We start from the raw sequence: 13,114 nt of genomic DNA, 5'->3' as shown, positions 1-13,114 counted from the left end.
CAAGCGGGAGAGGGAGCGCACCTCCTGCGCAGCAGCTACCTGAATCTCTCCGCCGCCCAGGCATACAGGCTGCCGGGAATCGGCTTCTCGCCGCCGCGTCCCTTCGGCGAGATGTGCAGGCCGATGATGGCGGGGTCGGTGACCAGGCCAAGATAGCTCGAGGGATCGAAGAACAGCTTTGGCTCGGCATGCACGGCGTAGAACGATTGCTTCGGCAATGCGTTCTGCAGCTCGCCGGCACGGCGCGCGAGCGCGGTGAGCGCCGCGGGCCCGTAGATCGCGACGCGAATATCGGCGAGCCGGTTCGAGCCGCCGCGCAGGCGGCGCATCATGAAGGTGATGCGATGGCGCACGGACAGCCAGTTCGGCGTCAGCTCCTCCTGCTCCATCAGCTGTTCGAACGCGCGCACGATGCCGTGCGCGGGCGGCAGATAGAGCACGGAATTGCCGAGCTGGCGCGGCCGCTCCCAGGCGAAGTACGGTTTGGCCGGATCGATCTCGACCGGCCTCAACAGCAGCACGTCGGCATCCAGCCAGAGGCCGAGGCCCTTCGCCATCAGCTTCATGCGGAAGAAGTCGCTGAACTGCAGAATGGTCCAGTCGCGCCAGCTGCCGTCCGGCTGCGGCGGGCGCAGGCGTTCGGAGAACGCATGCGGCAGGATCGCCTCGGCCTCGGCATTCGCGACGCCGGCCGGCAATCCGGGAATAGTGTCGAAGCTGTAGACCGTGACCTTGTGCCCGGCAGCCAGTTGCGAGCGCAGACAGGTCTGGCGCAGCGCATCCATCGGGCCATGCCAGAAGGTGACGATCTCGGGCAGCATGCGGGAAGTCATAAGGGATAATCAGAACAAAGAAAAAGCCCCGGCGCTTGCGGCACCGGGGCTCAACAAAAACTTGCGATCAGGCCCAGGCGCGTTCGCGCTTGAGCTTGTCCTCATAGGAGTCGATCGAGGCCTTCTTCTCCATGGTGAGGCCGATGTCGTCGAGGCCGTTGATCAGGCAGTGCTTGCGGAACGGGTCGATCTCGAACTTGACCTTGCCGCCGTCGGGGCCGCGGATCTCCTGGTTCGGCAGGTCGATCGTCAGCGTCGCATTGGCGCCGCGCTCGGCGTCATCGAACAGCTTGTCGAGGTCTTCCTGCGACACGCGGATGGGCAGAATGCCGTTCTTGAAGCAATTGTTGTAGAAGATGTCGCCGAACGAGGTCGAGATCACGCAGCGGATGCCGAAGTCGAGCAGCGCCCAGGGCGCGTGCTCGCGGCTCGAGCCGCAGCCGAAATTGTCGCCGGCGACCAGCACCTTCGCGTTGCGATAGGCGGGCTGGTTGAGCACGAAATCCGGATTCTCGCTGCCGTCGTCCTTGTAGCGCTGCTCGGAGAAGAGCCCCTTGCCAAGGCCGGTGCGCTTGATGGTCTTGAGGTACTGCTTCGGAATGATCATGTCGGTGTCGACATTGATGATCTTCAGCGGCGCCGCGACGCCTTCCAGCGTGGTGAACTTGTCCATGGTTGCGCTTTCCCGCACGTGGTTCAGGGAACCGGCTATTTATCGCGATCGGGCCGGAAATCCTAGGCCGAATTCGGCAGGGCTAGTCTGCCGTAGGGGGTTTGAAGCCGAACTGGCGCGGCATCGGGATTTCACCTCTCCCCGGTGGGGAGAGGTGGACCGAGAGCGTCCTACTCCGCCTTAGCCTCAATCGCGGCCATATCATCGTCCGACAGACCAAAATGGTGGCCGATCTCGTGGATCAGGACATGGCGGACGATGTGGCCGAGGCTTTCGTCGTGCTCGGCCCAATAATCCAGGATCGGGCGGCGGTAGAGCCAGACCATGTTGGGCAGCCGTGCCACGTCGCCAAAGCTCTGCTGGGGCAGGCCGACGCCCTGGAACAGGCCGAGCAGGTCGAACTCGCTCTCGCATTCCATCTCGTCCAGGACCTCCTCGGTCGGGAAGTCGTCGACGCGGACGATCACGCCCGCGCAAAGCTTGCGAAATTCCGCCGGCAGGCGCTCGAACACGTCGTGAGCCATCGCTTCCATTTCGGCCAGCGAAGGGGCTTTCAATTCCGTCCACATGAGCACCTCTTAGCGCGGGTTTCCCGCTGATGCATCTGGCTTTATAAGCGCGGCGAGGTTGACGGGCGCCGCAAAAACGGGGAGCGTGGGTCGTCAACGGGACGGTTCAGGGTGGGCGGAAAAATGCGAACGAAAACAGCGCTGACTCTACTGTGCATGGGGTTGTTTTCGCAGTTTTGCGTCGGCGCCGAGGCGCAGGCCGCCAGTTCCGAAATCCGGATGGCCCAACTGGTCTCGCCGGACGATGTCCCCCCGCCGCGCAAGCGGCCGCGCCTGCGCATCACGCCTTATTATAGCCCGGACGGCGTCTATCCCCGCTACAATCCCGGCCCCGACGCGGTCCGGGTCTGCAACGCCACCTATGTGCAGGAGTACCGGCCGAGCGGCACGGTGATCGTGCCGCGCGTGAGCTGCTACTGGCGTCGGGGCTGACTTCGCGGCGACCTCGTGAGGGTGTGATGGCGAGATGGATCGCATGGGCCTTTGCCGTCGCGCTGGCCACTGGGCTGCCTCGCGCATCCGCCGCGCCAAGGGCGACGGTCCCGGAGGCATCGGCGGGAATCGCGGTTTTCGATGTGCGACGACACGCGCGAACCTATGACATCGCACGGCCTGCCATACGCCGCGATCCGCGCTACTACGCGCGGCCTGTCTACTATCGTCCCTATCCCTACGGCGTGCCGGCACCGTTTGTGTTCACCTACGGCCCCTTCTGGTAAGGCGCCGCTTTGGCGGCCGGCTTTGCGATCACGCGAGGCATGGGGTCGCATCGCGGCGCCGCGCCTTGTTCATTCATGGCGCGTTCACATCGCTGTCCGCAACTTGATCCCGGGAGCGACCGCAATTGAACGGCAATGGCGCGGCGGAGACGTCGCAGCTCTGCCGTCCGGATTCAGGGAGGATTCCATGCTGAGGATGTTGGGCCGCCGGGTCGGCTCGGTGCGCTTGCTCGGGCTTGCGGCCGCCGCGACGCTGATGCTGTCGGCCGGCAGCGTGCGCCGCGCTGAAGCGCTCACCTTGATCAATCCGGCGACGTCGCCGATGACGAAGGCCGCGACCGACGATCTCGTCACGCAGGTTCGCCGTGGCGGGCACGGCGGACATGGCGGCGGGCATTTTCACGGCGGCGGTTTTCGCGGCGGCGGCGGGCATATCGGCCGCGGTTTCCACGGCGGTGGCTTCCGCGCCGCGCCGGCCTTTCACCACAGACATGTCGGCATCCATCGCCATGGCGGCTTTCGCCACGGCGGATATGGCGGGGTCCACCGGCACTGGGGCCATCACCGCCCCCATTTCCGGCATCGTCACTTCTACCGGCCCTATTATGTCGGCGGCTACTATCCTTCCTACTCTTATCCGCGCCGCTGCCGGATCATCTGGACCTATTACGGCCCGCGCCGCGTCTGCCACTGGCCGCGGTGGCACTATCCGTACCGCTATTGGTGACGTGAGTGAATTGCTGGCTCTGCATTCGTCATGGCCGGGCATAGCCGTCCGAAGGACGGCGTCGCTTCCGCTCGCCTATGTCCCGGCCATCCACGTTCTTGGGGCTTGTGCAGAGAGTTCGTGGATGCCCGGGACGAGCCCGGGCATGACGGAGAACTTGATTACAGCCAATCCTTCAGCTTCCACGACGAAGCCTTCCACCGCATCAGGTTCTCCAGCTTCCATTGCTTGAACATCGCCGGTGGCCAGCGGCTGAGCTTGGAGATCTCCTCGACCTCCGGCTTGGCGACGATGCGCAACGGCGGCGCGCGTCGCCGGTGCTGGCGCGTGGCCTCGCTGATGAGATCGACATATTCCGGCTTGTTGGCCATGACGTGTCCTCGCGAAACCGTCGCGAGGACATCGTCGGCGCCGTCGATTAACGACGCTTTGCCGCGATTGCTACAATTGCAGGGACCAGCTTAGCGCCAGTCCCTGACGTCGACGAAGTGGCCCGCGATCGCCGCCGCTGCCGCCATCGCCGGCGACACCAGATGGGTGCGACCCTTGAAACCCTGGCGGCCTTCGAAATTGCGGTTTGAGGTCGAGGCGCAGCGCTCTTCCGGCTTCAGCTTGTCCGGGTTCATCGCAAGGCACATCGAGCAGCCCGGCTCGCGCCATTCAAAGCCGGCCTTGATGAAGATCTTGTCGAGACCCTCGGCTTCGGCTTGCTCCTTCACGATGCCGGAGCCCGGCACGACCATGGCATTGACGTTCGCCGACACGGTCTTGCCTTCGGCGATCTTCGCCGCGGCCCGCAGGTCCTCGATGCGGCCGTTGGTGCAGGAGCCGATGAAGACGCGGTCGAGCTTGATGTCGGTGATCTTCGTGCCCGCCGTCAGGCCCATATATTTCAGCGCGCGATGCTTGGAGATGCGCTTGGCCTCATCCGCGATCATGTCGGGATCGGGCACGATACCGGTGACAGAAATCACGTCTTCAGGCGAGGTGCCCCAAGTCACGATCGGCGGCAGCTTTGCGGCATCGAGGCGCAGCTCGTGGTCGAAATGCGCGCCGTCATCGGAACGCAACTTCTCCCAGTAGCGCATCGCCGCGTCCCAGGCCGCGCCCTTCGGAGCCTTCGGACGATCACGCAGGAAGTCGAACGCCTTCTGGTCGGGCGCAACGAGGCCAGCGCGCGCGCCGCCTTCGATCGACATGTTGCAGACCGTCATGCGGCCTTCCATCGAGAGCGCACGGATCGCTTCGCCGGCATATTCCAGCACGTAGCCGGTGCCGCCGGCGGTGCCGATCTCTCCGATGATGGCCAGGATGATGTCCTTGCCCGTCACGCCATCAGGCAATTGGCCGTCGACGGTGACGCGCATGTTCTTCGCCTTCTTCTGGATCAGCGTCTGCGTCGCCAGCACGTGCTCGACCTCGGACGTGCCGATGCCGTGGGCGAGCGCGCCGAACGCGCCATGCGTCGAGGTGTGGCTGTCACCGCAGACGATGGTGGTGCCGGGCAGCGTAAAGCCCTGCTCGGGGCCGATGACGTGGACGATGCCCTGGCGCTTGTCGAACTCGTTGTAATATTCGATGCCGAACTCCTTGGCGTTTTCGGCCAGCGCCTTGATCTGCTCGATGCTTTCAGGGTCGGGATTCGGCTTGGTGCGGTCGGTGGTCGGCACGTTGTGGTCGACGACGGCGAGCGTCTTCTCGGGCGCATGGACCTTGCGCCCCGTGGCGCGCAGGCCTTCGAACGCCTGCGGCGAGGTCACTTCGTGCACCAGATGGCGGTCGATATAGAGCAGGCAGGTGCCGTCCTCGGCTTCGTGCACCAGATGGTCGTTCCAGATCTTGTCGTACAGGGTGGTCGGCTTGGACATGAGCTTGAGCTCCGAAGAATGTGTGTCAGCGATGAGCGCGGCAGAGCGCGCGGGCAACAAAATCGTCAGCGCAGCTTTTAGGCTGCGCGGCTAAGCTCTGACGTTGCCGAGGTCGCGAAGCGTCCGAAGAACCGGCCAGGCAGCCGCGAGCGATCGTCGATGACGATGCGCTGGATGGGGGCGAAGCTGGTCAGATCTGGAAACATTCTAGAAGCTATATAGCACGCGGAAGCTAAAGCGCGAGAGCTTCAGCTCGTCATTGCGAGCGGAGCGAAGCAATCCAGAAATGCATCCGCGGCCACAGTCTGGATTGCTTCGTCGCAAGGGCTCCTCGCAATGACGGCGGGGACAACAAAAAAGCGCGGAGCCGAGCCCCGCGCTTTCGAAAGACCTGCCTGGTGGCGAAAGCTTACTCGCCGACGGCAGCAGCGCGGTCCTGCTTCTCGACGATGCGGGCCGACTTGCCGCGAAGATTGCGGAGATAATAGAGCTTGGCGCGACGCACCTTGCCGCGGCGCACCACCTTGATCGAGTCGATCATCGGGGAGAGCAGCGGGAACACGCGCTCGACGCCCTCGCCATAGGAGATCTTGCGCACGGTGAAGCTCTCGTTGAGGCCACCGCCGGAACGGCCGATGCAGACGCCCTCATAGGCCTGCACGCGGGTGCGGTCGCCTTCGACGACCTTCACGTTGACGATCACGGTGTCGCCGGGGGCGAATTCCGGGATGTCCTTGCCGGCCGACAGCTTGTCGAATTGCTCCTGCTCGAGCTGCTTGATCAGGTTCATGGGTAAATCTCCATCGGCGCGCCCAGCCCTGGAAACGGGGGGCTGCGCAAAATTCGTCTATCCAGCCATTGCGGATTTGGCCGCTCCTATAAGGCAAGCCGGAGCGTTTGTCACCCGTCTGTCTTGGTTTTTGGCGTTTTTTGGCCGCTCCCCCGATTCGCGGCCTTTTCCCACAAATCCGGGCGCCGAGCGGCCGTCAGGGCCTCGGATTCGACCCGCCGCCAGGCGGCCACCTTGGCGTGGTCGCCGGAGGTGAGGACAGCAGGGATCGGAACCCCCTCGAACAGCTGCGGGCGGGTGTATTGGGGGTACTCCAGCAGGCCGTCCGAAAAGCTTTCCTCGGTTCCGGAGGCTTCCTTGCCCATCACCCCCGGCAGCAGCCGGACGCAGGCGTCGATCAGGGCTAAAGCTGCGATTTCGCCCCCGGAGAGCACGTAATCGCCGATCGAGACCTCTTCCAGGCCGCGCGCGTCGATCACCCGCTGGTCCACCCCCTCGAACCGCCCGCAGACGATCAGGGGGCCGGGGCCCTCGGCGAGCTCGGTGACGCGCGCCTGGGTCAGTGGCCGACCCCGGGGGCTCATCAGCAGGCGCGGCCGCGCTTTTGTCGGGTCTTGCCCGATCTCGGCAGCATCGATCGCCGCGGCCAGAACGTCCGCCCGAAGCACCATGCCCGGCCCGCCGCCGGCCGGGGTGTCGTCGACGCTGCGGTGGCGGTCGGTCGCGGACGCCCGGATGTCGCGAGCCTCGATCTGCCAGAGCCCGGACGCGAGCGCCCGGCCGGCGAGGCTCACGCCGAGCGGCCCCGGAAACATCTCCGGAAACAGCGTCAGCACCGTCGCGCGCCAGGGTGAGGGATTGGTCATTGCATCCTAGTCTCGTCGTCCCGGGGCGCGCAAAGCGCGAGCCCGGGACCCATAACCACCGCAGCCCGTTTTGCGATGGCTGGAGCGATCAGCTTAGCGAAAAATTCCGGCCTGTGGTTATGGGTCCCGGCCTTCGCCGGGACGACTAGCGGAAGAAGCTTCGTCACGATCCTCCCCCTCGATCTCCTGCGGCAACGCGATCACGACGCGGCCGCCTTTGAGGTCGACTTCCGGCACCACCGCGTTGGAGAACGGCAGCAGCATCGTCGGGCCCTTGAGCGGCGCGATCTCGATGATGTCGCCGGCGCCGAAATTATGGATCGCGAGCACGCGGCCGAGCGCATCGCCATCAGTTGTGACGGCGGCGAGCCCGATCAGATCGGTGTGGTAATATTCGTCCTCGTCCGTCGCGGGCAGTTTTTCGCGCGCGACGTAGAGCTCGATGCCGTTGAGGCGCTCGGCCTCATCGCGGGTCACGACACCCTTGAATGTCGCGACCAGATGATCTTTGGCCTCGCGCACCTGCGCGATTTCGAACTGGCGCCTGCCGTCCTTGGTCGACAGCGGACCGTAGCGGCGGACGGCAAAGGGATCCTCGGTGAAGGTCCACAGCTTGACCGCACCGCGCACACCATGCGCGGCGCCGATCCGCGCGACGCAGACCAGCGCCGACATGATCCGGCCTTACGCCTTGGCGGCGGCTTCGGCCTGCGCCTTGCGCTCCTTGCGCGGCACGGCCTTCTCAGGGTTGTTGCGCGCTTCGCGCTTCTTGACGCCGGCGGCATCGAGGAAACGCGCGACGCGATCCGACGGCTGCGCGCCCTTAGCGAGCCAGGCCTTCACCTTGTCCATGTCGAGCTTGAGGCGGGTCTCGTTGTCCTTCGGCAGCAGCGGATTGAAATGGCCGAGACGCTCGATGAAGCGGCCATCGCGCGGAAAGCGCGAATCGGCGACGACGACGTGATAGACGGGACGCTTCTTGGTGCCTGCACGGGCGAGACGGATAACGACGGACATTCAGTTCTCCTTGAAAGTGTGGTTTGCAAAGTACGTTTTGTTCGGTGGATTGGTATTTCCGCGCCGCGCGAGATGCTGATGATCCCGTGCGACGAATTCCTCATTTCTTCTTGCCGGGAAAGCCGCCCAGACCCGGAAGGGTCGGCTTGCCGCTGAGACCCGTAAGTCCCGGCAAATTCGGTAGGCCCGAGCGAAGACCAGGCGGCAGATCCTTCGGCAGATTCGGCAGGCCTTGTCCGCCGCCCGCGCCTTGCATCTTCTCCTGCAGCGCCTTCATCTCTTCGGGCGAGGGCATCTTCATGCCGCCGCCGAAGCCCATCGCCTGCGCGATGCCGGCGAGCGGGCCGCGCTTGCCCGAGCCCATGGCCTTCATCACGTCGGCCATGTTCCGGTGCATCTTCAGCAGCTTGTTGACGTGCTCGACGCTCTGGCCGCTGCCGGCCGCGATGCGCTTCTTGCGGCTGGCCTTCAAGAGGTCCGGATGACGCCGCTCATCGCGCGTCATGGAATCGATGATCGCGACCTGACGCTTCAGGATCTTGTCGTCGATGCCGGCCGCCGCGATCTGGTTCTTCATCTTGGAGATGCCGGGCATCATGCCCATCAGCCCGCTGATGCCGCCCATATTGGCCATCTGCAGCAGCTGCTCGCGCATGTCGTTGAGGTCGAACTGACCCTTGCGCATGCGCTCGGCGGTGCGCGCGGCCTTCTCGGCGTCGATATTGGCGGCGGCGCGCTCCACCAGCGACACCACGTCGCCCATGCCGAGGATGCGGCCGGCGATACGATCCGGGTGGAAGTCTTCCAGCGCGTCGGTCTTCTCGCCGGTGCCGATCAGCTTGATCGGCTTGCCGGTGACGGCGCGCATCGACAGCGCGGCGCCGCCGCGGCCGTCGCCGTCAACGCGTGTGAGCACGATGCCGGTGAGGCCGACGCGCTGATCGAACGAGCGCGCCAGGTTCACGGCGTCCTGGCCGGTGAGCGAGTCCGCAACCAGCAGCACTTCATGCGGATTGGCCGCGGCTTTGATCGCGGCCGCCTCCGCCATCATCTCTTCGTCCAGCGTGGTGCGGCCGGCGGTGTCGAGCAGCACGATGTCGTAGCCGCCGAGCTTGCCGGCTTCCAGCGCGCGTTTGGCGATCTGCGGCGGCTGCTGGCCGGCAACGATTGGCAAAGTGGGAATGTCGAGGTCGCGGCCGAGCACGGCCAGCTGCTCCATCGCCGCCGGGCGGTAGACGTCGAGCGAGGCCATCAGCACCTTGCGCTTGTCGCGCTGGACCAGGCGGCGGGCGAGCTTTGCGGTGGTGGTGGTCTTACCGGAGCCCTGCAGGCCGACCATCATGATCGGCACCGGCGGCACCGAATTGACGTCGATGGTCTGGCCTTCGGCGCCCAGCGTGTTGACCAGCTCGTCATGGACGATCTTGACCACCATCTGGCCGGGCGTGACCGACTTGACGACGGTGGCGCCGATCGCCTGCTCGCGGACGCGCTCGGTGAAGCTGCGGACCACTTCGAGCGCGACGTCGGCCTCCAGCAGCGCGCGGCGCACCTCGCGCATCGCGGCGTCGACGTCCTTCTCGGTCAGCGCACCGCGCCCCGTCAGACGATCGAGAATGCCACCAAGCCGTTCCGACAGATTGTCGAACAATGCCGTTGTCCTGTTGCTGTCTTCCCGATGGGAAGAGCGCTCCGTAACTCACCGCTGTCATGCCCCGCGAAGGCGGGGCATCCAGTACGCCGCAGCACCTCAGATCAAGCCGAGCCGCCTCTGGGATACTGGATCGCCCGATCAAGTCGGGCGATGACACCTTCCTGGATAAGCATCTTCCAAACACCTTTGCGCCCGAGGGCGCACAGCGCTGTCGGGCGTTGACCTCCGGCCCCCGGGGCCGGTCGGCGGGTCGAAAAGAAAGCCTTTCCGAGAAAGTGGCGGGGTTAAACGCCGCTCCCGCTCAAAAGTCAAGGAAAGTTAGGGTGTCGGCCCGCCCTTGGTAAGGCAAGGTTTTGAAAACGTGATCCTTTTGTCGCAGGTTCCTTTTCCGCCAGCCCCGCCCATATAGGCGGTGATGTCTTACCCCTCCAACCATCCCTAGAAGCCCGCCGTGCCGATCACCCGCCGCCGCCTTTTCGGACTATTCGCCGGAACCGGTGCGCTGGTCGGCGTCCCCTCCCTCTGGATGTCCAGCATGAAAACCTATGACGGCCCCGCCTCCGATCATTTCGACGGCCTGACCTTCTTCGATCCGGACGGGGCGCCGCCGAAATCGCTGCGCGAGGTGCTGCGCTGGCAGCTCGGCGGCAAGCGGCAGCGCGCGACCTGGCCGGATTGGGCGCCCAGCCCACACGCCGACACCCCGCCGGCGCGCGTCGACGGCGACAAGGTGCGGCTCTCCTTCGTCGGTCATGCCAGCTGGCTGATCCAGGCCGGCGGCCTCAACATCCTGGTCGATCCGGTCTGGTCGGAGCGGGTCTCACCGGTCGCCTTCGCCGGGCCGAAGCGGCACAACGACCCCGGCATCGCCTTCGAGAAGCTGCCGAAGATCGACGTCGTGCTGGTCTCGCACGGCCATTACGACCATCTCGACATCGCGACGCTGTCGCGGCTCACCAAGAATTTCGCCCCGCGCGTGGTCACCCCGCTCGGCAACGACGTCACCATGCGCAGCTGGGATCCCGGCATCAAGGTGGAGGCGTTCGACTGGCATGATCGCGTCGAACTCGGCGAAGGCGTCGCGGTGCATTTAGTGCCGACAAGGCACTGGACCGCGCGCGGCCTGTTCGACCGCAACAAGGCGCTGTGGGCGAGCTTTGTCCTGGAGACGCCGGCCGGGAAGATCTACGTGGTCTGCGATTCCGGCTACGGCGATGGCCGCCATTTCCGCCGCGTCGCCGAGAAGCACGGCAAGCTGCGCCTGGCGATCCTCCCGATCGGCGCCTACGAGCCGCGCTGGTTCATGCGCGACCAGCACATGAACCCCGAAGATGCGGTGAAGGCGCTGGCCGATTGCGGCGCCGAGCAAGCGCTCGGGCATCACCACGGCACGTTCCAGCTGACGGACGAAGCGATCGACGCGCCGGCGACAGCGCTGGTCGAGGCGCTGGATGCCGCGAAGATTCCGCAGGAAAGATTCGTGGCGATGCTGCCGGGGCAGGTGGTGGAGATTTAGGTCGTGTATCCATAAACCCGGCGGCTTGATGCGACGAAAGCAATGTCCGCTTTGCTCCCATTGCGGCAGGTGCGTGCGGTTCTGCGCCGTTGAACCAGAAAGCCCATGACGCAACAAAGCACCATGGATTTCTTTTGGTCGGAAGACCTTTATTAATCGATGGATGGAGCCGGCCTGTGGGATTTTTGCTGAGAATTGTGCTTGCAACCGCTCTCGTGAACCTTGCTCCGGCCGCCGCCCAGGCGAGGAACGCCGTCGCTTCTCCTGCCTTGCAGAAGGAATTCGATGGCTTCATCGAGAAGTTTCGCGCGGCGCTGAAGGCAAACGATTCCGCCGCCGTCGCCGGTATGACACGGTTGCCGTTCATGAACGACAACGCAATTCGCGACGCCGCGCAATTTGGCGCCAAGACCTATCGGACCTCGTTCACGGCGAAAAATCGCGCGTGTATCCAGCGCGGCAAGGCCGTCTACGATCGCGATGACTATAAGAACGACAGTTACTTCGTCTTCTGCGGCGAGCTCATCTTCGTCTTTACCAAGACGCCGACGGGGTTTCTTTTTACTGATATCAGCGTGAATGATTGATCGGGCAACAATGCCATCCCCTGCCGCCGGACGTATGATCGGGTCGCCGGCCCATTGGTATTGCGGCGATGCGCCTCTTACGAAAGAGGCTACTGCCCCTGCTTGATCGCCCAGCTCACATTCACCGTCACCGTCAGCGTCTCCTCGCCCGGCGCGACCGCGGCCTGTGGGGCTGCGGCCATCCGTTCGGCCATACGGCCCTTGAACAGCGGCACCGGGCCGCCGCCCTCGGTGACGCTGAGCGGCGCGCCCAGCGTGACGCCGGCAGCCTTGGCATAAATCTCCGCCTTGCGCCGCGCATCGGCCACCGCCTGCTCGCGCGCGCCATCCAGCAGCTTCGAGGCCTGCGTCACCTCGAACGAGATATTGCCGATGTCGTTGGCGCCGGCGGCAACCAGCGTGTCGATGATGCCGGCCACTTTGGTGACGTCGCGAATCTTGACGGTGACGCGGTTACTCGCGCGGAAGCCGACCACCGGCGAGGCGCCGGTGGATTTGTTCTGGCCGTATTGCGGCTGCAGCGACAGTCGCGAGGTCTGGTAATCCTTCTCGGCGATGCCTGCGCCCTTCAGCGCCAGCAGCACCTTGCCCATCGCGGCGTTGTTGGCATCGGAAGCCTCCTTCGCCGTCTTGGCGTCGTTGGCGACGCCTGCATCGATTTGCGCGAGATCGGGCGCCGCGGATACGGAGGCTTCGCCGCTCACCGAGATTGCGGAGGGAAAATCCTCGGCGCGCGCGGGTGCGGCGAGCAGCGTGATGGCGAGGACGGCGGCAAGTAGGGCAGGCTTTTTCATCAGTCTCACTTCAGTGGCACGTAAACATTGATCACGAGCTTGTCCTCGGACGTCTTCAGGGGATCGGTGAGGTACTCCTCGATGAAGGTGTCCTTGGCTTCCAGCCTCTTGTCGTCGAGGTGGTTGGTGATCGCCTCATAGGTGTTGTCCATGTTGTCGTAGGAGCCGCGATGGACGAATTTCAGCGCCTTTCCTTCAGGCGATTTGCCGATGCTCATGTCCTTGGACAGGTTCTTCGGGTCCTGATCGACCGGGATTTGGGCAAGGAAGGTGAAGCCGGTATCGTCCGTCGAGGTGTAGACGATCATCGAATTGCCCGATGGCTTGATGCCCTGCTTGTCGAGCAGCGTGGTCAACGCCTTGAAGGCGTCGATCAGCGTGTCGAAGGCGGAGTCCCAATTGGCGGTGCCCTTGACCATCACGACCTTCTTCGGCTCGAGCGTGGTCTCGAGGCCGAAGGGATCGGCGGTCTGAACCGGGGCGGGGGTCGCGGCGGCGGCC

16 protein-coding genes are annotated in these 13,114 nt (G+C 64.7%); 4 read left to right on the top strand and 12 right to left on the bottom strand.

All coding sequences use genetic code 11. From position 1 onward, the window contains the following. Positions 1–35: 35 nt before the first annotated feature. From I6F37_RS25480 to I6F37_RS25470, 3 genes are all read right to left on the bottom strand, one after another. On the bottom strand, positions 36–821 hold the full coding sequence (locus I6F37_RS25480; RefSeq protein WP_225153022.1) for a hypothetical protein: 786 nt from the start codon (positions 819–821) through the stop codon (positions 36–38). Positions 822–900: 79 nt separating this feature from the next. Beyond that, a complete protein-coding gene (leuD, locus tag I6F37_RS25475) occupies positions 901–1,506 on the bottom strand; it encodes a 3-isopropylmalate dehydratase small subunit (protein WP_027573022.1) in 606 nt (201 codons plus the stop codon). Between the two features lie 170 nt (positions 1,507–1,676). Then, positions 1,677–2,075: a metallopeptidase family protein gene (locus I6F37_RS25470; RefSeq protein WP_036008911.1), complete on the bottom strand. Its 399-nt coding sequence runs from the start codon at positions 2,073–2,075 to the stop codon at positions 1,677–1,679. Positions 2,076–2,231: 156 nt separating this feature from the next. Between I6F37_RS25470 and I6F37_RS25465 the strand changes: the two genes are divergently transcribed. Together I6F37_RS25465 and I6F37_RS25455 are read left to right on the top strand one after the other, a co-directional pair. After that, positions 2,232–2,507, top strand: a complete 276-nt coding sequence (locus tag I6F37_RS25465; protein WP_036008907.1) for a hypothetical protein — start codon at positions 2,232–2,234, stop codon at positions 2,505–2,507. Positions 2,508–2,981: 474 nt separating this feature from the next. Then, positions 2,982–3,521 (top strand): hypothetical protein, encoded by a 540-nt coding sequence (locus I6F37_RS25455; RefSeq protein WP_036040773.1) that lies wholly within the window; start codon positions 2,982–2,984, stop codon positions 3,519–3,521. 161 nt (positions 3,522–3,682) lie between these two features. On the opposite strand, the gene I6F37_RS25450 is transcribed toward I6F37_RS25455, so the two are convergent. The 7 genes from I6F37_RS25450 to ffh all read right to left on the bottom strand — a co-directional run bounded on the left by I6F37_RS25450 (position 3,683) and on the right by ffh (position 9,713). Further along, the gene (locus I6F37_RS25450; protein WP_036008898.1) at positions 3,683–3,892 is read right to left on the bottom strand and encodes a hypothetical protein; all 210 of its coding nucleotides are present in this window, start codon (positions 3,890–3,892) and stop codon (positions 3,683–3,685) included. Between the two features lie 90 nt (positions 3,893–3,982). After that, positions 3,983–5,389: a 3-isopropylmalate dehydratase large subunit gene (gene leuC / locus I6F37_RS25445; protein ID WP_036008917.1), complete on the bottom strand. Its 1,407-nt coding sequence runs from the start codon at positions 5,387–5,389 to the stop codon at positions 3,983–3,985. 409 nt (positions 5,390–5,798) lie between these two features. Beyond that, positions 5,799–6,179, bottom strand: a complete 381-nt coding sequence (gene rplS, locus I6F37_RS25440; RefSeq protein ID WP_036008895.1) for a 50S ribosomal protein L19 — start codon at positions 6,177–6,179, stop codon at positions 5,799–5,801. Between the two features lie 110 nt (positions 6,180–6,289). Continuing rightward, on the bottom strand, positions 6,290–7,045 hold the full coding sequence (gene trmD / locus I6F37_RS25435; protein ID WP_036008892.1) for a tRNA (guanosine(37)-N1)-methyltransferase TrmD: 756 nt from the start codon (positions 7,043–7,045) through the stop codon (positions 6,290–6,292). A gap of 117 nt (positions 7,046–7,162) precedes the next feature. Beyond that, positions 7,163–7,720: a ribosome maturation factor RimM gene (gene rimM, locus I6F37_RS25430; protein ID WP_036008886.1), complete on the bottom strand. Its 558-nt coding sequence runs from the start codon at positions 7,718–7,720 to the stop codon at positions 7,163–7,165. Between the two features lie 9 nt (positions 7,721–7,729). After that, positions 7,730–8,062 carry a 30S ribosomal protein S16 gene (rpsP, locus tag I6F37_RS25425; RefSeq protein WP_025032875.1) on the bottom strand — a complete coding sequence of 111 codons (333 nt, stop codon included), beginning with the start codon at positions 8,060–8,062 and terminating at the stop codon, positions 7,730–7,732. Positions 8,063–8,162: 100 nt separating this feature from the next. Further along, positions 8,163–9,713: a signal recognition particle protein gene (gene ffh / locus I6F37_RS25420; RefSeq protein WP_036008883.1), complete on the bottom strand. Its 1,551-nt coding sequence runs from the start codon at positions 9,711–9,713 to the stop codon at positions 8,163–8,165. 454 nt (positions 9,714–10,167) lie between these two features. Between ffh and I6F37_RS25415 the strand changes: the two genes are divergently transcribed. Together I6F37_RS25415 and I6F37_RS25410 are read left to right on the top strand one after the other, a co-directional pair. Then, the gene (locus I6F37_RS25415) at positions 10,168–11,232 is read left to right on the top strand and encodes an MBL fold metallo-hydrolase (protein ID WP_036008880.1); all 1,065 of its coding nucleotides are present in this window, start codon (positions 10,168–10,170) and stop codon (positions 11,230–11,232) included. A 176-nt stretch (positions 11,233–11,408) separates the two neighbouring features. Beyond that, a complete protein-coding gene (locus tag I6F37_RS25410) occupies positions 11,409–11,819 on the top strand; it encodes a hypothetical protein (protein ID WP_225113772.1) in 411 nt (136 codons plus the stop codon). A gap of 89 nt (positions 11,820–11,908) precedes the next feature. Here I6F37_RS25410 and I6F37_RS25405 read toward each other — a convergent pair whose 3' ends face one another. Both I6F37_RS25405 and I6F37_RS25400 read right to left on the bottom strand, forming a co-directional pair. Then, on the bottom strand, positions 11,909–12,613 hold the full coding sequence (locus tag I6F37_RS25405; protein ID WP_225128100.1) for an SIMPL domain-containing protein: 705 nt from the start codon (positions 12,611–12,613) through the stop codon (positions 11,909–11,911). A 5-nt stretch (positions 12,614–12,618) separates the two neighbouring features. After that, positions 12,619–13,114: GyrI-like domain-containing protein (locus I6F37_RS25400; RefSeq protein ID WP_225153020.1), on the bottom strand; the 496-nt coding region annotated here is incomplete at its 5' end.

Source organism: Bradyrhizobium sp. NBAIM08, assembly GCF_020193935.1.
In the GTDB taxonomy this organism is placed as follows: Bacteria; Pseudomonadota; Alphaproteobacteria; order Rhizobiales; family Xanthobacteraceae; genus Bradyrhizobium; species Bradyrhizobium yuanmingense.
Note: the sequence above shows the minus strand (reverse complement) of the source record. Positions and strands in the feature narration are given on the sequence as shown.

What these genes read in the sequence shown, in the direction of transcription:
- I6F37_RS25405 (WP_225128100.1), bottom strand. Translation starts at nt 12,613, where the DNA reads ATGAAAAAGCCTGCCCTACTTGCCGCCGTCCTCGCCATCACGCTGCTC.
- I6F37_RS25470 (WP_036008911.1), bottom strand. Translation starts at nt 2,075, where the DNA reads ATGTGGACGGAATTGAAAGCCCCTTCGCTGGCCGAAATGGAAGCGATG.
- I6F37_RS25465 (WP_036008907.1), top strand. Translation starts at nt 2,232, where the DNA reads ATGGGGTTGTTTTCGCAGTTTTGCGTCGGCGCCGAGGCGCAGGCCGCC.
- rplS (WP_036008895.1), bottom strand. Translation starts at nt 6,179, where the DNA reads ATGAACCTGATCAAGCAGCTCGAGCAGGAGCAATTCGACAAGCTGTCG.
- I6F37_RS25455 (WP_036040773.1), top strand. Translation starts at nt 2,982, where the DNA reads ATGCTGAGGATGTTGGGCCGCCGGGTCGGCTCGGTGCGCTTGCTCGGG.
- leuC (WP_036008917.1), bottom strand. Translation starts at nt 5,389, where the DNA reads ATGTCCAAGCCGACCACCCTGTACGACAAGATCTGGAACGACCATCTG.
- leuD (WP_027573022.1), bottom strand. Translation starts at nt 1,506, where the DNA reads ATGGACAAGTTCACCACGCTGGAAGGCGTCGCGGCGCCGCTGAAGATC.
- I6F37_RS25450 (WP_036008898.1), bottom strand. Translation starts at nt 3,892, where the DNA reads ATGGCCAACAAGCCGGAATATGTCGATCTCATCAGCGAGGCCACGCGC.
- rpsP (WP_025032875.1), bottom strand. Translation starts at nt 8,062, where the DNA reads ATGTCCGTCGTTATCCGTCTCGCCCGTGCAGGCACCAAGAAGCGTCCC.
- I6F37_RS25480 (WP_225153022.1), bottom strand. Translation starts at nt 821, where the DNA reads ATGCTGCCCGAGATCGTCACCTTCTGGCATGGCCCGATGGATGCGCTG.
- rimM (WP_036008886.1), bottom strand. Translation starts at nt 7,720, where the DNA reads ATGTCGGCGCTGGTCTGCGTCGCGCGGATCGGCGCCGCGCATGGTGTG.
- trmD (WP_036008892.1), bottom strand. Translation starts at nt 7,045, where the DNA reads ATGACCAATCCCTCACCCTGGCGCGCGACGGTGCTGACGCTGTTTCCG.